24 protein-coding genes and 2 pseudogenes are annotated in these 19,643 nt (G+C 65.0%); 7 read left to right on the top strand and 19 right to left on the bottom strand.

Annotated elements, in window-relative coordinates; genetic code table 11:
- Nucleotides 1-136 precede the first annotated feature (136 nt).
- The 8 genes from hisD to QZY03_RS24415 form a co-directional block, all read right to left on the bottom strand.
- Nucleotides 137-1,456, bottom strand: coding sequence for a histidinol dehydrogenase (hisD, locus tag QZY03_RS24380; RefSeq protein WP_295585456.1), 1,320 nt, complete (start codon nt 1,454-1,456; stop codon nt 137-139).
- Between the two features lie 208 nt (nt 1,457-1,664).
- Complete coding sequence (gene hisG / locus QZY03_RS24385) at nt 1,665-2,315, bottom strand: ATP phosphoribosyltransferase (protein WP_295585495.1); 651 nt, start codon at nt 2,313-2,315, stop codon at nt 1,665-1,667.
- 74 nt (nt 2,316-2,389) lie between these two features.
- Nucleotides 2,390-3,658, bottom strand: a complete 1,269-nt coding sequence (murA, locus tag QZY03_RS24390) for a UDP-N-acetylglucosamine 1-carboxyvinyltransferase (RefSeq protein WP_295585458.1) — start codon at nt 3,656-3,658, stop codon at nt 2,390-2,392.
- 193 nt (nt 3,659-3,851) lie between these two features.
- Nucleotides 3,852-4,187 carry a lipid asymmetry maintenance protein MlaB gene (locus QZY03_RS24395; RefSeq protein ID WP_295585460.1) on the bottom strand — a complete coding sequence of 112 codons (336 nt, stop codon included), beginning with the start codon at nt 4,185-4,187 and terminating at the stop codon, nt 3,852-3,854.
- Entirely contained in the window at nt 4,184-4,798 is a 615-nt protein-coding gene (locus QZY03_RS24400; protein ID WP_295585462.1) for a phospholipid-binding protein MlaC, read from the bottom strand. The genes QZY03_RS24395 and QZY03_RS24400 overlap by 4 nt, the downstream gene beginning before the upstream one ends.
- Complete coding sequence (mlaD, locus tag QZY03_RS24405) at nt 4,795-5,265, bottom strand: outer membrane lipid asymmetry maintenance protein MlaD (RefSeq protein ID WP_295585464.1); 471 nt, start codon at nt 5,263-5,265, stop codon at nt 4,795-4,797. Before mlaD ends, QZY03_RS24400 begins: the two co-directional genes overlap by 4 nt.
- A gap of 18 nt (nt 5,266-5,283) precedes the next feature.
- Entirely contained in the window at nt 5,284-6,063 is a 780-nt protein-coding gene (gene mlaE, locus QZY03_RS24410; RefSeq protein ID WP_295585497.1) for a lipid asymmetry maintenance ABC transporter permease subunit MlaE, read from the bottom strand.
- Between the two features lie 48 nt (nt 6,064-6,111).
- Nucleotides 6,112-6,960: an ABC transporter ATP-binding protein gene (locus QZY03_RS24415; protein WP_295585499.1), complete on the bottom strand. Its 849-nt coding sequence runs from the start codon at nt 6,958-6,960 to the stop codon at nt 6,112-6,114.
- 396 nt (nt 6,961-7,356) lie between these two features.
- Here QZY03_RS24415 and QZY03_RS24420 point away from each other — a divergent pair.
- Nucleotides 7,357-7,482, top strand: a pseudogene (locus QZY03_RS24420) (transposase); the annotation flags it as partial.
- A 197-nt stretch (nt 7,483-7,679) separates the two neighbouring features.
- The gene (locus QZY03_RS24425; RefSeq protein ID WP_295585469.1) at nt 7,680-7,865 is read left to right on the top strand and encodes a hypothetical protein; all 186 of its coding nucleotides are present in this window, start codon (nt 7,680-7,682) and stop codon (nt 7,863-7,865) included.
- A gap of 28 nt (nt 7,866-7,893) precedes the next feature.
- Here the strand turns inward: QZY03_RS24425 and QZY03_RS24430 are convergent, their stop codons facing one another.
- Entirely contained in the window at nt 7,894-8,280 is a 387-nt protein-coding gene (locus QZY03_RS24430; RefSeq protein WP_295585470.1) for a DEAD/DEAH box helicase family protein, read from the bottom strand.
- A 235-nt stretch (nt 8,281-8,515) separates the two neighbouring features.
- Nucleotides 8,516-8,875, bottom strand: coding sequence for a transcriptional regulator (locus QZY03_RS24435; RefSeq protein ID WP_295585471.1), 360 nt, complete (start codon nt 8,873-8,875; stop codon nt 8,516-8,518).
- Here QZY03_RS24435 and QZY03_RS24440 point away from each other — a divergent pair.
- Nucleotides 8,860-9,006, top strand: coding sequence for a hypothetical protein (locus QZY03_RS24440; protein ID WP_295585472.1), 147 nt, complete (start codon nt 8,860-8,862; stop codon nt 9,004-9,006). The two genes, QZY03_RS24435 and QZY03_RS24440, sit on opposite strands and share 16 nt — an antisense overlap.
- A 201-nt stretch (nt 9,007-9,207) precedes the next feature.
- On the opposite strand, the gene QZY03_RS24445 is transcribed toward QZY03_RS24440, so the two are convergent.
- The gene (locus QZY03_RS24445) at nt 9,208-9,456 is read right to left on the bottom strand and encodes a DUF2281 domain-containing protein (RefSeq protein ID WP_295585475.1); all 249 of its coding nucleotides are present in this window, start codon (nt 9,454-9,456) and stop codon (nt 9,208-9,210) included.
- Nucleotides 9,457-9,590: 134 nt separating this feature from the next.
- On the opposite strand from QZY03_RS24445, the gene QZY03_RS24450 reads away from it, so the two are divergent.
- A complete protein-coding gene (locus QZY03_RS24450) occupies nt 9,591-9,785 on the top strand; it encodes a hypothetical protein (protein ID WP_295585476.1) in 195 nt (64 codons plus the stop codon).
- 40 nt (nt 9,786-9,825) lie between these two features.
- Here the strand turns inward: QZY03_RS24450 and QZY03_RS24455 are convergent.
- The 6 genes and pseudogenes from QZY03_RS24455 to QZY03_RS24480 all read right to left on the bottom strand — a co-directional run.
- Nucleotides 9,826-10,308 (bottom strand): annotated as a pseudogene (locus QZY03_RS24455) (N-6 DNA methylase); the annotation flags it as partial.
- A gap of 15 nt (nt 10,309-10,323) precedes the next feature.
- Nucleotides 10,324-10,476 carry a hypothetical protein gene (locus QZY03_RS24460; protein WP_295585478.1) on the bottom strand — a complete coding sequence of 51 codons (153 nt, stop codon included), beginning with the start codon at nt 10,474-10,476 and terminating at the stop codon, nt 10,324-10,326.
- A gap of 81 nt (nt 10,477-10,557) precedes the next feature.
- Nucleotides 10,558-11,868 (bottom strand): MFS transporter, encoded by a 1,311-nt coding sequence (locus QZY03_RS24465; protein WP_295585479.1) that lies wholly within the window; start codon nt 11,866-11,868, stop codon nt 10,558-10,560.
- Between the two features lie 187 nt (nt 11,869-12,055).
- A complete protein-coding gene (locus QZY03_RS24470) occupies nt 12,056-12,370 on the bottom strand; it encodes a sel1 repeat family protein (protein ID WP_295585481.1) in 315 nt (104 codons plus the stop codon).
- Between the two features lie 23 nt (nt 12,371-12,393).
- The gene (locus QZY03_RS24475) at nt 12,394-13,296 is read right to left on the bottom strand and encodes an isocitrate lyase/PEP mutase family protein (protein ID WP_295585483.1); all 903 of its coding nucleotides are present in this window, start codon (nt 13,294-13,296) and stop codon (nt 12,394-12,396) included.
- A gap of 48 nt (nt 13,297-13,344) precedes the next feature.
- Nucleotides 13,345-13,542, bottom strand: a complete 198-nt coding sequence (locus QZY03_RS24480) for a hypothetical protein (RefSeq protein WP_295585484.1) — start codon at nt 13,540-13,542, stop codon at nt 13,345-13,347.
- 236 nt (nt 13,543-13,778) lie between these two features.
- On the opposite strand from QZY03_RS24480, the gene QZY03_RS24485 reads away from it, so the two are divergent.
- On the top strand, nt 13,779-14,822 hold the full coding sequence (locus QZY03_RS24485) for an AAA family ATPase (protein WP_295585486.1): 1,044 nt from the start codon (nt 13,779-13,781) through the stop codon (nt 14,820-14,822).
- 1 nt (nt 14,823) lies between these two features.
- The gene (locus tag QZY03_RS24490) at nt 14,824-16,077 is read left to right on the top strand and encodes a VWA-like domain-containing protein (protein ID WP_295585488.1); all 1,254 of its coding nucleotides are present in this window, start codon (nt 14,824-14,826) and stop codon (nt 16,075-16,077) included.
- Between the two features lie 307 nt (nt 16,078-16,384).
- Here the strand turns inward: QZY03_RS24490 and QZY03_RS24495 are convergent, their stop codons facing one another.
- Nucleotides 16,385-16,837 carry a hypothetical protein gene (locus tag QZY03_RS24495; RefSeq protein WP_295585490.1) on the bottom strand — a complete coding sequence of 151 codons (453 nt, stop codon included), beginning with the start codon at nt 16,835-16,837 and terminating at the stop codon, nt 16,385-16,387.
- A 316-nt stretch (nt 16,838-17,153) separates the two neighbouring features.
- On the opposite strand from QZY03_RS24495, the gene QZY03_RS24500 reads away from it, so the two are divergent.
- Entirely contained in the window at nt 17,154-17,489 is a 336-nt protein-coding gene (locus QZY03_RS24500) for a TusE/DsrC/DsvC family sulfur relay protein (RefSeq protein ID WP_295585492.1), read from the top strand.
- On the opposite strand, the gene QZY03_RS24505 is transcribed toward QZY03_RS24500, so the two are convergent.
- Nucleotides 17,477-19,546: a thioredoxin domain-containing protein gene (locus QZY03_RS24505; protein WP_295585494.1), complete on the bottom strand. Its 2,070-nt coding sequence runs from the start codon at nt 19,544-19,546 to the stop codon at nt 17,477-17,479. The genes QZY03_RS24500 and QZY03_RS24505 overlap by 13 nt on opposite strands.
- Nucleotides 19,547-19,643 lie beyond the last annotated feature (97 nt).

Genomic DNA, 19,643 nt, shown 5'->3' on the forward strand with positions numbered 1-19,643 from the left:
CCCGCCGCGATGCGGTGCCGCGGTGACCTTGAACGGTGCGGCGACACGCCCGGCCCCATCGCGGCGGGACGCCGCTCCCACCGGGTCGCTGCGCGACTTTCACGGTAAAGCCTTGGACTCCGGTCTGGAACCGTCCTCAAGGCGCAACAGGGTGTTCGGCCTCGGCCCGATACTCCGCCGAGCGGGCATGCGCCGTCAGACCTTCGCCGCGTGCGAGCACCGCGGCGATGTGTGCGAGTTCAGCGGAACCGGCGCGGGACGCCATGATCAGACTCGACCGCTTCTGGAAGTCGTAGACGCCCAGCGGCGAGGAGAAGCGCGCGGTCCGGGAGGTCGGCAACACATGATTAGGCCCGGCACAGTAGTCACCCAGCGCCTCGGCCGTGTAGCGGCCCATGAAGATGGCGCCGGCGTGCCGGATGCGACCAACGATCGCTTGCGGGTCCGCTACCGAGAGTTCCAGGTGCTCCGGGGCGATCTGATTGGCGACCGCGATGGCGTCGTCCAGGTCGCGCGCCAGGATCAGGGCACCCCGCTCGCGCAGGGCCGCGGCGATGATCGCCCGCCGCTCCATGGTCGGCAGCAGCCGTGCGATGCTCGCGGCCACGCGCTCCAGGAAGTCAGCATCCCAGGCCACCAGGATCGACTGGGCATCCTCGTCGTGTTCGGCCTGGGAGAACAGATCCATGGCGATCCAGTCCGGATCGGTGGCACCGTCACACAGGATCAGGATCTCGGACGGGCCGGCAATCATATCGATGCCGACCTGCCCGAAAACGGCCCGCTTGGCCGTGGCTACATAAATGTTGCCGGGACCGACGATCTTATCCACCGCAGGAACAGACGCGGTGCCGTAGGCCAGGGCCGCGATCGCCTGGGCGCCACCGATGGCAAAAGCGCGGTCCACTCCGGCGCAGTGCGCGGCGGCCAGGACCAGATCGTTCCATTCACCGCCCGGGGTGGGCACCACCATGATCAGCTCACCGACCCCGGCGACCTTGGCCGGAATGGCATTCATCAACACCGACGAGGGATAGGCCGCCTTGCCGCCGGGGACATAGAGCCCGGCGCGATCCAGCGGCGAGATCTGCTGCCCCAGCAGGGTGCCGTCCGCCTCAATGAAATCCCAGGATTCGAGGCGCTGGCGTTGCGCATAGGCGCGGATGCGCCCGGCGGCGGCCTCCAGGGCCTGACGCTGCTCGCTCGGGATGACCGCCCAGGCCTGCGCGATCCGGTCGCGGGGGATCTCGAGGTCCGCGGCACTGGTGGGCGTCCAGTGATCAAAGCGCGCCGTCAGCTCCAGCAGCGCCGCATCGCCGCGACCGCGGACCTCCGCGATAATAGCCGCGACCCGCTGCTGCACCTGATCATCGGCGGCCGCATCCCAAGCCAGCAAGGCGGCCAGCGATTGGCTGAAGCCCGCGTCAGCGGTGGAAAGGCGTCTGATCTGCGTCATGGATCTTACTCCCTCAGGGTAATCACAATCGGTCACTCGGTCAGGCTCCTAACCTGGATCATCGTTCCAGCCAGACCTTCCGCATTGGCACTGGTGAAGAAAACTGATCCACAGATGGACACAGATGGACACAGATGTTCTTCTTCATCTGTGAACATCTGTGACATCTGTGGACAAATCCGAGTAGTCGCGTTGGCCCGAATGCCGATCATTGCCCACCCTCCGCCACCGCCCGCCGCAGCACGCCGAGCAGCGCGGTGACGGCGGTATGCTTCATCTTCCAGGCAGCCTTGTTGACCACCAGCCGGGAACTGATGTCACAAATATGCTCCAGCGGCACCAACCCATTGGCCTTGAGGGTGTTGCCGCTCTCGACCAGATCGACGATCAGGTCGGCCAGCCCCACCAGGGGGGCCAGCTCCATGGAACCGTAGAGCTTGATAATCTCCACTTGCAGCCCCTTGGCGGCAAAATAGCGCTCGGCGCTGCGCACGTACTTGGTGGCGATGCGCAGGCGTCCCGACGCCGGAACCTGGTAACTGGGCGGTCCGGCCACCATCAGCCGACAGCGGGCGATGCGCAGGTCCAGCGGTTCGTAGAGCCCTTCCCCGCCGTGCTCCAACAACACGTCCTTGCCCGCCACCCCCAGGTCAGCCGCCCCATATTCGCAATAGGTCGGCACATCGCTGGCGCGGATGATGACAAACCGCACCCGCGGGTTGCTGGTATCCAGGATCAGCTTGCGGCTGGTTTCCGGATCCTCCAGCGGGTGGATACCCGCCTGTGCGAGCAGCGGCAGGGTCTGATCGAAGATGCGCCCCTTCGACAACGCAATCGTCAAGTCGGCGTCCAGGTCCAGGGGCCTGCCCGACCCGGTCTGATCCGCACCCTGAACCGGAAGATCCTTCGCTTCACCCATGGCGCTCGCTCCCCTCAGGCCGCCGCCGCGGAGGTGCGCCGAATCACGGCGCCGAGTCCGGCGAGTTTGGCCTCGATGTTGTCATATCCGCGGTCCAGGTGGTAGATGCGATCCACCAGCGTCTCGCCCTGCGCGACCAGTCCAGCCAGCACCAAGCCGGCCGAGGCACGCAGATCAGTCGCCATCACCGGGGCGGCGGTCAGTCGTTCCACCCCGCGGCAGATCGCCAGATGGCCGTCGATACGAATATCCGCCCCCATCCGCTGAAGCTCCAGCACATGCATGAAACGGTTCTCGAAAACGGTCTCGGTGACCACGCCGACCCCCTCGGCGATGCTGTTCAGCGCGCAGAACTGCGCCTGCATGTCGGTCGGAAAGGCCGGGTGGGGGGCGGTATGGATGTCGACCGCGCGCGGCCGCCGACCCTGCATGTCGACCTCGATCCAATCCTCGCCGGTGCTGACCAGGGCACCGCACTCGCGCAGTTTCTGCAGCACCGCGTCCAGGCAGTCGGGGCGGGTGTTGCTGACCCGCACCCGGCCGCCGGTCATGGCCGCGCCCACCAGGAAGGTGCCGGTCTCGATGCGGTCCGGCATCACTGCATACTGCGCCCCGTCGAGTCGATCCACGCCCTGAATATGGATGTGATCCGTTCCCGCGCCTTCGATCCGTGCCCCCATGGCGGTCAAAAAGCCCGCCAGGTCGATGACCTCAGGCTCGCGGGCCGCGTTCTCGATCAGCGTCTCACCCTGCGCCAGGACCGCCGCCATCATGAGATTCTCGGTGCCGGTCACGGTGACCATGTCCATCATCAGCCGCGCTCCGCGCAGTCGCCCCGAGCGGGCGCGGATATAACCACCCTCCACCGTGATCTCGGCGCCCATCGCCTTGAGGCCCTCAATGTGCAGATTCACCGGCCGGGCACCGATGGCGCAGCCACCCGGCAGAGACACGTCGGCATGACCATAGCGCGCCATCAGCGGCCCCAGCACCAAAATCGACGCCCGCATGGTCTTCACCAGATCATAGGGGGCGGCGAAGCTGGTGAGGGTGTGGGGCTCGGCCCGCACCACCCCGTCCGCATCCTGGGTCAGGTGGGCTCCCATGCGACCGAGCAACTGCAGGGTCGTGGCGATGTCGCGCAGACGCGGCACATTGGTCAGGGTCACCGGCCCCCCGGCCAACAGGGTGGCGGCGAGGATCGGCAGTGCCGCGTTCTTGGCGCCGGAGGCACGGACCTCGCCCCGCAATGCGGTGCCGCCGGTAATCAGGAGTTTATCCATCAGGAAATCGCGTCCGGTCAGGGTTGAATCTGGAATCGCCGGTCCATGGTTCCGGCCAGCCGAAGCGGCGGCCGACTGGAGTCCAAGGCTTCAGCCTTGGATCGGCAGGCCAAGGCTGAAGCCTTGGACTCCAAGTGAGCAGCGCTGGCCGGAACGATGATCAAGACCCGCGGCTGCATGCGGCCAACGCCCGCTAGGGGCCATCGACCGCGATCGGCAAGAGTGACTGGAGGTTGGAGAGTTCGGCGATACGCGCCAATGAGTCGGGCAGATTCAGGTAACTGAGCGTGATCCGGCGCGAGCGTGCCAAATCCAGCCACTCCAGCAGCAAGGCCAGACCCGCGCTGTTGGCTGAGGTGACACCTCCCAGATCGATCACCAGGTCGCCGCCGCGCTTCAACAGCGCATCGCCCGCAACCAGCAGCGCAGCGACACTGGCGAAATCCATCACCCCCTCCACCCGCGCACGCCCCTCGCCCGCCGCGATCAGGCGGGCGCCCGCGACCCGACGGTCGGCCGCAGCGCTCACCCCTGACCCTTGCGGTTCATCTCGGCCAGCTTGGTAATGAGGCCGTCGATCCCGTTTTGTCGGATCTCGGTGGAGAAACTGCTGCGGTAGTTGCTGACCAGGCTCGCGCTATTGACGATCACGTCGAAGACCTTCCAGCCGCCACCGCTGTTGTACATCCGGTAATCGATCGGGATCGGTGTCGCGCCCGGCGCCCGCACCTCGGTGGGTACGATCACCGTGTTGTCCTTACCGGTCGGCTTCACCGGCAGGTAACGGATTTCCTCACCCGAGTAATTGAGCAGCGAACGCGCATAGGTGCGGACCAGGACCTGCTTGAATCCGTCCATCAACGCCTGCTGCTGCGCTGGTGTGGCGGCGCGCCAATGCTGGCCGAGCGCACCCTGGGTGATCTTTTTGAAGTCGAAGTGCGGCGCCAGGATCTGGTCGATCATGCCGTAGATCAGCGCGGGATCACGGTTGACATCGGTGCGGCGCGCCTCCAGTGCACTGAGCATCCGCTCGGCGGTCCGCTTGACCAGCGCGGTGGCATCCTCGGAGGCGGCGCCCACCGGCCCCGCGAGCATCACCATCAGTGTTACAAACAGTAGAAAATACCGTCTGGCAATCATTTCCCGCCTTCCTCTGCCTTGCTGAAGAGAAACTGACCGATCATTTGTTCGAGGATCAGCGCCGATTGCGTTTGGGTGAGTTCGTCGCCGTCGCGCACAAAATTCTCACTGCCGCCGGGTTCGAGACCAACGTACTGCTCCCCCAACAAACCGGCCGTAAAAATGTTGGCGAAGGTGTCGTCCGGAATGGTATCGACGCCATTCTCGATGCGCATGGTCACCACCGCCTCGTAGGTCTTTTTATCGAAACGGATATCCTCTACCCGCCCCACCCGCACGCCGGCCATATTCACTGGAGCGCGCACCTTGAGGCTCCCGGCGTTGGCGAAGCGTGCCGTCACGCGGTAGCCGTCGGCGGCGGGACTGGTCCCCAGGTTACTGACCTTCATGGCCAGAAAGAACAGGGCGACCAGGGCGGCGGCCATGAAGGCGCCGACCAGGATCTCGATACTGCGTTGCTTGGCCATTGAATCCGTTTCCGAAGGTCAGTTACCGAACATCAGGGCGGTAAGGACAAAGTCCAGCGCCAGCACCGCCAGCGCGGCATGAACCACCGCGCGGGTCGTCGCGCGGCTCACCCCGGCGGAGGTCGGAGTCGAGTCGTAGCCCTGGAACAAGGCGATCCAGGTGACGACCACGCCGAACACCAGGCCCTTGATCACCCCATTGACCACATCCTCACGAAAATCCACTTTCGACTGCATCTGACTCCAGAAGGCCCCGTCATCGACCCCAAGCAATCCAACGCCGACAAAATACCCGCCCAGCACGCCCACCGCGCTGAACAGGGCCACCAGCAGCGGCATCGAGATCAGACCGCCGTAGAACCGCGGCGTGAGGATCCGGCGCACCGGGTCCACCGCCATCATTTCCAGCCCCGCGAGTTGTTCGGTGGCCTTCATGAGCCCGATTTCGGCGGTCAGGGCCGAACCCGCCCGGCCGGCCACCAGCAGCGCCGTGACCACCGGCCCCAGTTCACGCACCAGGGACGCGGCCACCATCACCCCCAGGCTCTCCTCCGCACCGAACTGGGAGAGCACATAAAACCCCTGCAGAGCCAGTACCATACCCACAAAGAGCCCGGACACCGCGACGATCAGCACAGACAGGACACCGACGTTGAACACTTGCGCGAGCAGCAGGCGCGGTCGCCACACCACCTCCGCGGAGCCGGCCAGGAGATGCAGCAACAGCAGATGCGCCCGGCCCAACCCGGCCAGAGCCTTGAGCCCCGCGCGCCCCAATTCGGCCACCGGATCCAACATCGCATTCACCATGGCGCGAACACCACGGCGCAGCGTCTTGAAGGCCATCTAGCCCACCCCGCGCGTCAGCAGGTCGGCGGCCAGATCCGGCGCCGGGTAGTGAAAATGAACCGGACCGTCCGGCAGCCCGTCCATGAACTGGCGCACCCACTCCGAGCGCTCCGCGGCAATCGTTGCCGGCGTCCCCGCCGCCATCACCCGGCCGTTGGAAATCACATAAATGTAGTCCGCGATACTCGCCGTCTCGCGCACGTCGTGCGAGACCACGATACTGGTGAGGCGGCTCGCGTCGTTGAGCTGCCGGATCAGACTCACCAGCACGCCCATGGAGATCGGATCCTGGCCGGTAAAGGGCTCGTCATAGAGGATCATCATCGGATCCAGCGCGATGGCCCGCGCCAGCGCGACCCGCCGGGCCATCCCGCCCGACAGTTCGTTCGGCTTCAGCTCGCGCGCACCGCGCAAACCAACGGCCTCCAGCTTGAGCAGCACCAGCTTGCGCACCATGGCCGGGCTCAACCGCAGATGTTCGCGCAACGGATAAGCCACGTTGTCGAACACACTCAGATCGGTCAGCAGTGCACCGCTCTGAAACAACATTCCCATCCGCCGCCGCAGCTCGAAGAGCGCCGACTGGCGCAGCGCATGGACCGGCTCCCCGTCGACCTCGATGGTGCCGGCATCCGGCCGCAACTGACCGCTGATCAGTTTGAGCAGCGTGGTCTTGCCGGTCCCGCTCGGCCCCATGACGGCGGTCACCGACCCCCGGCGGATGTCGAGGTCCACGTCGTCGAAAATCACCCGCGGACCATGGGAAAAACGCAATCCGCGAATGCGCACCAGACACTCGGACTCGGCCGCAGCGGCGGCACAGGCGCCTGATGCCGGTACCGACATCGGGCACAGACCCCGCGCGGATCCGGAGCCAACCGCCGCCGCGGTCATGCCGCAGGCCTGGCGTGTGCCCGGAGGCATACGTCTGGGATCGTCTGACACTGTCGCCGTCCCATGGTGACCGGACCGCCTGCTGCTGCGTCTACAATTAAACCCACCATTTTCCAGACCTTGGGCAGGGGCGTCAAGCAACAGTTTGCCGCGACCCGGAGAGTCGTGCCAAAGAACACCGCTCACGGAGCGCAAAACGGACCAGCCTCGTTTAAATCCGCCCGGCGGAGTAAAACCTAGTTGATCTGAGTAGATCTCGTAGGATGGATAGAGCGCAGCGAAACCCATCCCCAACGCCCCAGCCAAGACCGAAACCAAGGCCCACAGCACAAAACCAACAGGCAGCCAATGACCAACTACCGCCGTTGCCGCATCCCCGAAGGGACTTATTTCTTCACGGTCAACCTGGCGAACCGTCGGCAATCCCTCCTGACCGACCATATTCAACCGCTGCGTGATGCGTTTCGTGAGGTTCTGACGACCAGCCCTTTAAATGCGCTACCAAAATACTGAAAAATATATAGATTTTTAACATCGCACGCGTACCCGATCGACTATGTTTGGTGAGATCATCCAGAAGATACCTGGATGGCAACTGCCTGGCCGCCAGCGAACATCGCTTGAAAGCGCTGCGCGCGACGGCCGCTGGCCCCTTGCCCGGAAAATCGTTAGTGGTCTTTGATCCACAACTGGACCTGGCCATTGCGTCCGTGCTCTGCCCCGATGGGCATACCCAAGAGCGCGCGTTACTGGATGCGGTGCTCGACACGGTCGAGGCGAACGATGTCTGGATCGCTGATCGGAATCTTTGTGTCTCCAATTTTCTCTTCGAGAATTGGCGGTCGCTGACGCCGTGACGATCGGCGCCGCGTAACAGTTCGCCGGCTATTTGCTCCTCTTGGCGCAATAGAGTTGATCAATGAGTGCGATCACGGTCCGGGTCTTCCCCGCGCCGGTCGCCATGACCAACAGCACCTTGCGCAGGAAGTCCAGCTCGAAAGCGTCATCGACACGGCGGATGCTGCGTTTGACCTCGATGATCGCCAACGGCCGGCCATCATCGCCCCAGAGCACATAGTCGACGTAGCCCTGGCCCTGCTCGTTCGGCATCCCGGTGACCGGAAACTCCCGTTCCCGTGCCTGATCCAGTGACCAGCCGGCCTCCTGGAGCAGCAAATCGACGAATGCGTCCCGCGTCTCGATCTCGTTATAATCGTGATCGTCCGGTATTCGATGCTGACGTGCCGCGCGATCAGCCCGGTAACCCGGCATCCTAGCTCTTCTCGTTCCCACGCTCCAGAGACTGTGCAAGTATTCGCTCCGAACCCGAAAACATCGCGATGCCGTAGGTTGGGGTGAGGAACGAACCCCAACAATTCAGCGCTTTACGTTTGGCTGTTGCTTGCTTCGACCGCCGGAACGGTTCGGGGCCAGGCGAACACCAGACCGCGATTAATGGCATTCGGACATAGCGGATCTGCCAGAACATGAGTCGGCGATCTTGGCCCTACACCGCCTCGCGCAGGTGCATGTCCACATGGATGTCGGCGAAGGGACAGACGATGCCGCCGCGTTCCGTACGTTCCACCAGACCCAAATCCGCGAGGGCGGAAACGTCTTCATGGACGCGCTTCACGTCGCGAGCGGCTCGGCGCGCCAACTCGCGCTCCGACATCTCCTCCGTCCCTTGCAGCAGGCGCAGCAAGGCCCATCGGCGCTCGGTCAACTTGCCGAAGAAGGCGCCAGGGGTCTCGAAGTTAAGGGTTTCGCCCCGGTAAGCCGTCGCACCGAATGCCTCTCGCGCAGCAACGCGCAGGGCACCCTGCCAATCGGCATTGACGGTGATGGTCAGTGTTCGCTCTGCCATGTCTCCACCTCCCGGATGAAGTCGTCGATCAGTCGATCGACATGCAGTCCGGCCGCTCCAGCGGCCCGAATGTCTCGCGCCTCGTCCTTTATGCCGCGACGCTGGAGCGTCGCGACTTGCTCCCACGCTGAAGCGTGGGAGTCAGAGAAGGCTGCTCAAGAATTCACTGTAGGCTGAACTGAGGCACGAAGCCCAGCGAGGGCAGGCACCGAACCTGCTGGTTATTGGGCATCCTGCGTCGGCCCAACCGTGCTCGGCCCGCTGCACGTGCTCGTAGACCGGGCGAACTCTGGCTTGAGAAACGAGAACTGGGGTATGGGCGTGGCCGGTCTTCAGCGACTGGTAACCGGATAGAGGCGTATCTGGTCATCGAATTGCTCAAACAGCCCGAGCTCGGAATCCGGTAAGGGGGTGTCGAAGTCATCCGACACCTGAATCTCGCCGGCGCAGAGGCCATAAGGCCGCGGCTCGACCGCTGAGGGCGAGCGTGCCTTGAGGAATTCCGCGAAATCGAGCACTTCCGCCTGCCTGTTGGGGGGCAGTCCGCGCAGGGCGGCGATGACCTTTTCCTCGGTGCGCATGGTTCACCTCTGGTCTCAAGGGCATTGGGCGAGACTCATAGCCTAACCGATCTCAACGCGCCCGGTGTTCCGCACTCCCCTAGCGAGCGGGACCTGCAACCGATCGTTGGGGTTCCTTCGTCACCCCAACGGGCATGATCGCCGCGCTCACCCCCTCCCATGAAAGTCGGGAACACATTAAAAACTATTTCGTCAGCCGGCGGCTCAACTTTCTGCATGCGGCGGACTTCGCTGGCCGCGTTGGTGCTGGTGAGACCGAGCTCGGCGGCGACCGGGGAAGGCATGTCGAGTTCGATGTGCAGATCTGGCATTGCTGGGGCTCCGAATGATGCGGATCGCTGCGTACTGGCGAGCGCCTTGCTGCTCGGATTATCGCAGCATCTCCTCCAGCCGCGTCAATCCGGTCGAAATCTCCGGCTCGATCTCCCGCAACTCCCGAATGATATCCGCCGGCGCATCATGCTCCACCTGCACATGCTCCACCTCCCGATACCGGTTGAGCGACAAGTCATAGGTTCCGCTGGCCGCGATCTCGGCCTTGGGCACGCAGAAGCTCTGTGCCGTGCGCGGGCGCTCGCGCTCGGCTCCGTCACGCTCCCGCCAGCGCCGCAGGACGTCGGGCAGGTTGTTCTTGACATAGTCCTCGTCCGTCAGCGGCTCGCGCGGGGTCGGGCCGAGCTTATCGGCCGGCAGGAGCGGGTTGCGCTTGTCGTCTAGCGAGTAGCCGACGGCCTGTAAGTCGTAGAACCAAACCTGATCGGTGCCGCCGACGCCGGTCTTGGTGAACCACAGGATGGCGGTGGAGACGCCGGCATAGGGGCGGAAGACGCCGGAAGGGAGTTTCACCACGGCATCGAGCTTGTGGTCCTACACCAGCATCCGCCGCAGTGCCTGATGGGCCTTGGATGAGCCGAACAGCACGCCGTCCGGGACGATCACGCAAGCCCGTCCGCCGATCTTGAGCAGCCGCAGGAAAAAAGTGGCGCCGCAGTTTCGGGTCGACCTGATTCCTGATGTCACCTGTCAGCACCGGTGCCGAACCTCGCTGTGTCTTCGTATGGATGGATTCTGATGTGCGGTTATCTCGCTCGACGCCGATCCTCAACCCGCCACCGTGAGATTACGGCACCGCGTTTCCCGCACGAAGAGCGCCGCGATCAGACCCAGCAGGGCGAAGCCGGCGGAGAGCCAGAGGCCGTTGTGGTAGTCGCCGAGGGCATAGCGGCGCACGCCGTCGACCAGGGTGCCGTCCCAGGTCAGGTCCATGGCCCAGCCGAAGGCCGGCTGCATGATGGCCGCGCCCAGGAAGAGCCCGGTATTGACGAGCGCGATGGCCATGCCGGCGACGCCGGGCGCGACCACCTCCTTGGCCGCGGCATAACCCACCACGAAGCCCCCGCCGGAGAACCCGAGTACGGCATAGAGCAGGAAACCGCTCCAGCCCGGGCCCCAAGGCACGAGGATGAGTGCCAGCCAGGCCAGCACCGAGAGCGCGGTGGTGGCGATCAGCACCGGCTTGCGGCGCCCCAACCAGTCGGAGAGTGAGCCCATCGCCAGACACCCCAGGGCGAATCCGGCCAAAGCCGCGGTGGTATAGAGCGAGGCGGCGGTGCGGTCCAGCCCGAAGGTGTCGCGCATCAGCGGCACGCCCCAGAGCCCGGCGAAGGCGAAGAAACTGCCGGTGATTCCGAACATGAGAAAAAAGCTGGGCCAGACCGCACGGGTGACGAACACCCCGTGCAGGTCGATCACCCAGTGACGGTGACGCTCCGGGTGCGAGACCAGACCCTCCAGTTCGCGCACCGAGGGCAAACCCGCGTCCTCCGGCCGGCTGCGCACGAAGAGCCAGGTGAGCAGCGCATTGAACAGCGACAGCGCGCCGATGCCGACGAAGACCCCGCGCCAGGAGGTGACATCCAGCAGCAGCGCCAGCGGCCCGGCGGCCAGGATGGAGCCCAGATTTCCAAGCAGCAGGGTGATGCCGCTGAGGAATCCGAAATTGCGTTCAGAGAACCATTGGGTGTTGGAGCGCATCAGGCCGACGAAGACCACCGAGACGCCGAGCCCCACCAGGAACCGGCCACTGGAGGCAACCGCGAACGTCTCGGCCAACCCGAACAGGATTGACCCGACCCCGGCAATCAGGCACCCCAGGGTGACGCTGATGCGTGCCCCCAGGGTGTCCGCCAGCACACCGGCGGGAATCTGCATGGCGGTGTAGATGTAGTAGTACATGGCCGCCAGCGAACCCAAGGCCGCCCCGCTGGTCTGGAAGGTGGCCATCAGCTCGCTCGCCACGACCCCGGGGGCCATGCGGTGGAAGTACACCAGCATGTAGGCCAGGATCAGGATGGCGTAGGTACTCCACCGCAGGCGCTGGAAGCGCCGCCATTGCGCGGGGTCAATCGTCATGGTGTGTTCCCGGATGCGTGTATGGGGCGGGCTGCGACCAGAGCGATGCCCGCCAGGGGTTGCGCTCTTATGGTACAGGAGCGGATGCGGCCCGGCTGCGCGCGTGGGTCCAAGTCCACCGACATTGGACGCGCCGCGGATCCGCTTGTAGGGGCGACTTCAGTCGCCCCCACCCGTCGGCAATCACCTAATCGGCCCTGACCGCGCCCAGCAGTGGTCCGGCGCGCAGCCGTTTGGAGATGGCGTACTCGTCATCGGTCATTTGACTGCCGACGATGTTGCGCAACTGTTCCGCGTCGCGGTCGCCCTGGGCCACGGCCAGCGACAGCCAATAGTGTGACTGCGCCAGATCGATCTCCACGCCGCGGCCCTCCGCGTAGATGAGCCCCATGGCGTACTGGGCGTCCATCTCCCCGGCGCGCGCCCGGTCCCGGATCAGCGGCACCTTGGACGGATCATTTCGCAGCAGGATCAAGTCTTTGAGATAGCTCTTGTCAGCCATGGCGCGCCCTTCCGGATTGAGAGTCAAACCGCGCCGTCAGGGTCCGCGTAGGCGGCGAGCAGCCGGTCGTAGTCATCGAATCCGAGCATAGCACGCAGGGTCGCGAAGTCGGTCAGGCGCGGCGGGGTGCGGCCGGCGGCCAGGTCCCCCAGGGCGTCGCGCATGGCCGCGACGGCTGCGGCGAGCAGTGTGAGCGGATAGGCGGCGATGCGATAGCCCAGGTCAGCCAGGCGCACCGGCGGGAGTATCGGCGTGATCCCGCCCTCCAGCATGTTCGCCATTTTGATTCCGGGGACCTCCCGGCAGAACCGCGCCATCTCGGCGACGTCGCGCGGCGCTTCCAGGAACAGGATGTCGGCACCCAGGTCGGCAAAGGCCTGCATCCGCCAGATGGCCTCGTCCAGTCCCAGCGCGCTGCGCGCATCGGTGCGGGCCAGGATCAGGCAGCCGGCCCCGGCGTCCCGAGCATCCACCGCGGCGCGGATGCGGGCCAGCGCGGCAGGCCGTCCGACGACCTCTTTGACGCCGGTATGACCGCAACGCTTGGGGGCGAGCTGATCCTCGATCATGACCCCGGCAAAGCCGGCCAGGCCGAACTGCTCCAGAGTCCGCCGGACGTTCGCCGGGTTGCCGTGGCCGGTATCGCCGTCACCGATGACGGGGAGCGTCACCGCCTGACAGATGGCGCGGCCCTGATCCAGCATCTCGGTGACGGTGATGAGCCCGGTGTCCGGCAAACCCAGACGCGCCGCCGAGACGGCGAAACCGCTCATGAACGTCAGCGGGAAACCTGCCTGCTCGATCAGCCGCGCCGAGAGCGCGTCGAAGCAGCAGGGCATGGTCAGGAAGGCGTCGTCCGCGAGCAGGGCGCGCAGACGCGCGGGCGGACTGGCTGAGGACGGCAGATCGGGCGTCGACGACCGCATCGGTGTGCTAAAACAGTAGATAAGGCGGGTACTCCCGCCTTTTCTGGTTCAGTCCGCGACCCACTCGCCGAAGTTGTCGGTGGACTTCTCTTCCCCGTCGCTGTAACCGGCCTCATAGGCCTCGGTCAGGCGCTGCTCTTCCCGCTTGGGGTTCTGGAGAAAACCACACTGCCAACCCTGGATATACTCGTCATCGACGCCCATCTGTTCCATCTTGGTCACGGCATCGTAGTAGAACTGGTTCATTTCCGGTCTCCGGGCATTTTGTTTTGGAATCCCCTGTGATCGCCGCCAGTCCTCCGAGCGGGCGCGGGGACGAGAAGGGCAATTAGAATACAGCGGTTTTCTAATAGAAGACAAGACACCGACCGCCGCCCGCGGCGACCCGCGTCCTGTCCGCTTGTGAAATCCGCAGACCAAACCCACTCTTATCTGTGCCTGGCGACCGTTCGTCCCCGGCCCCAAGAGGAACCAGACCCGCCATGCGTCCAGCCCTGTTGCTTCGCGTCCTGGAGCGCGAGTTTGCGAGCACCCCCGATGGTCACCACACACCCGTCATGCTGTGGGGGCCGCCGGGCGTCGGCAAATCCCAGATGGTGGCCCAGATCGCCGGGCGCCATCAGGTGCCGCTGATCGACATCCGCCTGTCGCAGATGGAGCCGAGCGATCTGCGCGGCATCCCCTTCCGGGTGGAGAACCGGGTGGAGTGGGCGATCCCGGCGCTGCTGCCCGATGCCGCGCGCCACGGCCCGGCCGGCATTCTGTTTCTCGATGAGATCACCTCGGCCCCGCCGGCGGTATCGGCCGCCGCCTACCAACTGATCCTCGACCGTCGTCTGGGCGAGTACCAGGTGCCGGCGCATTGGGCGATCTTCGCCGCCGGCAATCGCCAGGGTGATCGCGGCGTGACTTACAGCATGCCGGCGCCGCTGGCCAACCGCTTCTCGCACTTCGAGGTCGAGACCCACTTGGACGACTGGGTGGCCTGGGCCTATCGCAGCGGCATCGACGAGCGGGTGATCGGCTTCCTGCGCTTTCGCCCGGAGTTGCTGTTCGACTTCGATCCGGCCCATAACCCGGTGGCCTTCCCCTCGCCCCGCTCCTGGGAATTCGCCCATCGCGGCCTCAAAAAGTTCGAGGACCATTCGGAACTGCTGCAAGGGACCTTACAGGCCTGTGTCGGACCCGCCGCCGGGATTGAACTCACGGCCTTCATCAACAGCCTGGACCAGATGCCGGACCTGGACGCCATCGTCAACGGCGACCCGGTGCCGGTCCCGCGCGAGATCGACCTCCAGTATGCGGTGGCCGCCGCCCTCGTCGGCCGAGCCATCCGCGCCCAGGACAGCGACCGCCGCGATCAGACCATCGGCAACATTCTGCACTATGCCAATCGGTTCCCGGCCCGCGAACTGGGCGTCATGCTGGTGTCCGACCTGCACCGCGCCATCGGCAACCGGGTGTTCGAGGTGCCCGCCTTTGCCGACTGGGCGCAGGCGGTGGCGGATGTCATGCTTTTTGAATGAAATGCCGCCAACCCCCATCGAAACCAAGCTGGCCGCGGCGCGCACGCGGTTGATCCTGGACAAGCCGTTCCTGGGAGCCTTGGTGCTGCGTCTGCCGATGCACGCGGCCGCCACGGACTGGTGCAAAACCACCGCCACCGACGCCCGTGCCTTCTATTACAACCCCGATTACATCGCGGCACTGACCCTGGATCAGACGCAGTTCATCCTCGCTCATGAAGCGCTGCATTGTGCCCTCTCCCATTTCGCCCGCCGTCGGCATCGCCTGCGTCACCGCTGGGATCTGGCCTGCGACTACGCGGTCAACCCGCTGCTGATCGCCGATGGACTGACGCCGCCGCCGGGGGCCTTGGTCATGCCGATGTACAAGGGGATGACGGCGGAGGAAATCTATCCGCTGATCGGCGAACAGGATCAATCCGAGACGCTGGACACCCACGCGTACGACCAGGACGATCAGAACCCGCGCGGTCGCGGCCAGCAGAGCGGCTTGACTGAAAAAGACCTGGACCAGCGGCCACCGCAACAGCAGCCCGCCGCCGGCGAGCCGGATCAGGGCGGCGCACGCAACGCCCAGCCCGCACCGGGCGGCGGAGCCGGCGCGCCCCAGCCACTGACGCCCGACGAACAGGACACCCTCGCGGTGCAGTGGCAGCAGCGCCTGGCCGGCGCCGCGCAGCAGGCCATGCAGGCCGGCAAACTCGGCGGCGAACTCGCACGGATGATCGACCACCTGCTCCAGCCGCAATTGCCCTGGCGGATGCTGCTCGCGCGCTACCTGAGTGCGACCGCCCGTGACGACTTCAGCTATGCCCGTCCGTCGCGCCGGGAGGGCGACTTCATCCTCCCCAGCCTGCGCAGCCAGCAGTTGGACCTGATCATCGCCATCGACACCTCCGGCTCCATCAAAGACCAGGAACTGGAAGAGTTCATTAATGAGATCGACGCCCTGAAAGGCCAGGTGCGCGCCCGCGTGACCCTGCTGCCCTGCGACGCCGCCCTGTGCGCGGGCGCGCCCTTCCGCTACGAGCCCTGGGAGCAAGTCGTTCGCCCGACCGCGATTCAGGGCGGCGGCGGGACCAGCTTCGTCCCGGTCTTCCGGTGGGTGGCCACGGCGGGTATCCAGCCGGATTTGCTGGTCTACTTCACCGACGCCGAGGGCGAATTCCCCAAGCAGGAACCGCCTTACCCGGTCATCTGGCTGGTCAAGGGTCAGTCAAAGGTGCCCTGGGGACAGCGGATTCAGTTGAACTAAACCGCGCCCAGCGCGGTATGCGATGTGATTGGATGGGATCGGCCCCGGCAGACTCGACAATTGCTGGAGCTGGCGCGGTTTATATAGCCATCGGACGTGATAACCGGACGTAGGGGCGGGTTTCAAACCCGCCCCTACACCAAGGCTCTGTCCGGATATCAGGTACGAACGCTATAGCTGTCGGACGTGATAGCCGGACGTAGCGGCGGGTTTTAAACCCGCCCCTACACGAGTGTCTGTCCGGACATCAGGTACGAGGGCTATAAAGCCTCGGCCGCCGGCTTTCTTGTGGCCGGCGGGACTCCGATCAAGGCCCCCTGAGGCTACCGCCCACAGGCGGCGCCCGAAACCCGCGGTCCAGTCCGCGGCGTAAACGCAGCGCTTCCAGTTCCCTCGCCTGCCGTAGCTGCAGCCCCAGCGCACGTGCGCCCTGCCCCGGCGGCAATGTGCCGGGATCGGCGGCGCGCGGTCGAGCCCGCGTGGCCTGGTCGCGCTCACGCTGCTGATCCTGAAGTGTACCGCGCAGCCGCAACCGTTCCTGCTGCGCCTGAATCTCAAGCTGTTGCGACTGCGGTGGTGTCATGGGTTCGGCCTGACGGCGCACCGCCCGCTGATCCTGTTCGAGCTGTAACCAGCCTCCCGCCGCCTGTTGGCGACCGGCCGCGGCGGCCCGCGCGTTGAGTGCAGGCTCTGCGGCCAAAAGAATCGCCGTGAAGCCGATTCCTGCCAAAGTCACTATCGCCACAACAAACAATTGCATAAACATCGCCTTCGCACCTGATATCCAGACCTCGCCTTGAGTCGGAGCGGGTTGCCCGATCGCGGCGCTGCGGCACGCGTAAAATCACTGGTCTTTTTTCAGACTAATTGATCTGAATTCGGTTACAAGATCGAAAAATTCAGCCATGATTAGCTCCGATGTGGTCCGACATGGATGACGAATCGCGTTAGTAAACAAGCAATAACTGATCTTCTGAGTAATCGCCGATCGAGCGTCGGCGAGGCACGGACTGTCCCGACGACCAGAATCAGTGAATCAACAACAACGGGCCCATACAAGGGCGGAGGATTGACCCATGCTCAACCTGCAAATCGCCGGACGCCACCTGAACAAAAATGGTTACCTGGCCTGCTTCGATGACTGGGACCGCGACCTGGCATTGACGCTTGCCGCCGAGGAAGGACTGAAACTCACCGAGCGTCATTGGCGCGTGATCGAGTTCCTGCGTGACTATTACGCGACGCATGAGATCCCCCCCTCGCCGCGGGTGGTCATCAAGAGCATCGGCGCCGGGATCTCGGAGCACATCCCCTGCACCCGCAAACACCTGGAAGCCTTGTTTCCCAACGGCGGCTGCCGGCAGGCCTGCCGCATCGCCGGGTTACCCGACTACTACTGTCACGGCTGCTGAACGGACAGTTCAGCGATATCCGTCAGCGGCAGCGCGCAGTGGGTGCCGCGACAGCGATAGGCGCGGGGTCCGGCGCCCGGCACCAGACCGGCCAGGGCGCCGGGCAGGTCGGTCTCGGTCGTCGGGATGGCAAACAGCATCCGCCGCGGCTGATACCCCTGCCGGGCCGCGGTTTGCCAGTCATCCAGCAGGTCTGCGTCGGCGCGGATGATCAGTATCTCGGGTGGGTCGAGCGACTCGTCCAGCGCCAACAATAAGGTGGCATGGGCGTAAGGCAGACCGCGGATCGCCGCGGCCGCCAGTTTGAGGGTTCCGGTCGCGGCGTCCAGGTAACGCGGTTCGCCGAGCAGATGCCCCAGGCGCTGTAAGGCGTGAGCGGCGATGCCGTTGCCGGAGGGCAGTGACTCGTCTGCCAGGGGTTTGGGGCGATGGATCAGCGGCTCGTGGTCGCGGCCGGTGAACCAGAAACCGCCGGCCTGGGTATCATGGAACTGATCGAGCAGAACCTCAGCCAAAGCCACTGCAAAATCAAGGTCCGCCCTGGACCACCGGGTCTGGAGCAGTTCCAGCACGGCATCCAACAGGTTCGCATAGTCGTCCAGATAGGCATTCAGGTGGGCGATGCCGTCTTTACAGGTCGCGAGCAGGCGTCCGTTCTGCCACAGCGTACGACGGATGAAGCCCAGGGCCGCCTGCGCGGACTCCAGATAGTCCGGCCGCTCCAGCACCCGCCCGGCCCGGGCCATGGCTTTGATGGTGAGTGCATTCCAGGCGGTCAGCACCTTCTCGTCGCGGTCGGGGCGCACCCGCCGCTCACGCTCGGCAAAGAGCGTAGCACGGGCACTGGCGAGCAGGGCCGCGACCTGTGCCGACGCCAGCCCCAGGCACCGCGCTGCCTCGACCGGCGTCTGATATCCGTGCAGATGCCACTGGCCCTCGAAGTTAGCCGGTTGATCGAGTCCGTAGACGATCGCGAACGGCTCATACTCGGCCGGGGTGAGCAAGATCCTCACCTGCTCCCGATCCCAGACATAGAAACGTCCCTCATGGCCCTCGCTGTCCGCGTCCAGGCTGGAGTAATAGCCGCCCTGCGGTGACTGCATCTCGCGCATCAGCCAGTTCGCCGTGGCCTCGGCCGCCTCGCGGAACAGGTTGTCACCGGTGCCGGCGTAGGCATCACAGCACAGGGCGAGCAGCGGGCCGTTGTCGTAGAGCATCTTCTCGAAGTGCGGGATCTCCCAGCGGTCATCGACCGAATAACGGCAGAAACCTCCTCCGAGCTGATCGTTGATCCCGCCGCGAATCATGCGCTCCAGGGTGAAGACGGCCATCCGCAGCGAACGCCCGTCAGGCGTACCCGCCGCGATGGTGCGGGCGTGATGCTGCAGCAACAACTCCAGGTTAGTGGCATGAGGGAACTTGGGCGCGCGGCCGAAACCACCGTCTTGCTCATCGAAGCTCTCCGCGAGCTGCGTCAGTGCGGCGTCCAGCACCTCCGTCCCCGGCAGCTCCGCGTCAGCCGCGGGTTCCAACCGGCCGAGGGCTTCCGTCAGGTCCGCGGCCTGGGCGCTGATGGCCGCTTGTTGCTCGCGCCAGGCGCGTGCCACCCCGTTCAGGAGCTGGCTGAACGCGGGCAGGCCGTGCCGCGGCTCGCGCGGGAAATAGGTCCCGGCAAAGATGGGCAGGTGGGTATCCGGGGTCAGGAAGACCGTCAACGGCCAGCCGCCGGAGCGGCGGGCCATCAACTGATGCGCGGTCTGGTAGACCCGGTCCAAATCCGGCCGCTCCTCGCGGTCGACCTTGATGTTCACGAACAGGCGGTTCATCAAGTCCGCGGTGGCCTGGTCCTCGAACGACTCGTGGGCCATCACATGACACCAATGGCAGGCCGAGTAACCGATGGACAGCAGGATCGGTCGGTCCTGCTCCCGCGCCACGGCCAGGGCCTCCGGACACCAAGGCCACCAATCGACCGGGTTATGGGCGTGCTGCCGGAGATAAGGACTGGTGGCCTTGGCAAGCCGGTTGGCGGGACCCGCGGACGGTGAGTTGGTCATGGAGGGTGCCTCTAACTGGGGTTGTGGCTGTTGGGCATGCAGCGACGCTAGGGGCCTCGATCATTAATCCGGGCAGATCCCAGCCGGCACTCGTCGC

It is taken from the genome of uncultured Lamprocystis sp. (genome assembly GCF_903933125.1).
In the GTDB taxonomy this organism is placed as follows: Bacteria; Pseudomonadota; Gammaproteobacteria; order Chromatiales; family Chromatiaceae; genus Thiodictyon.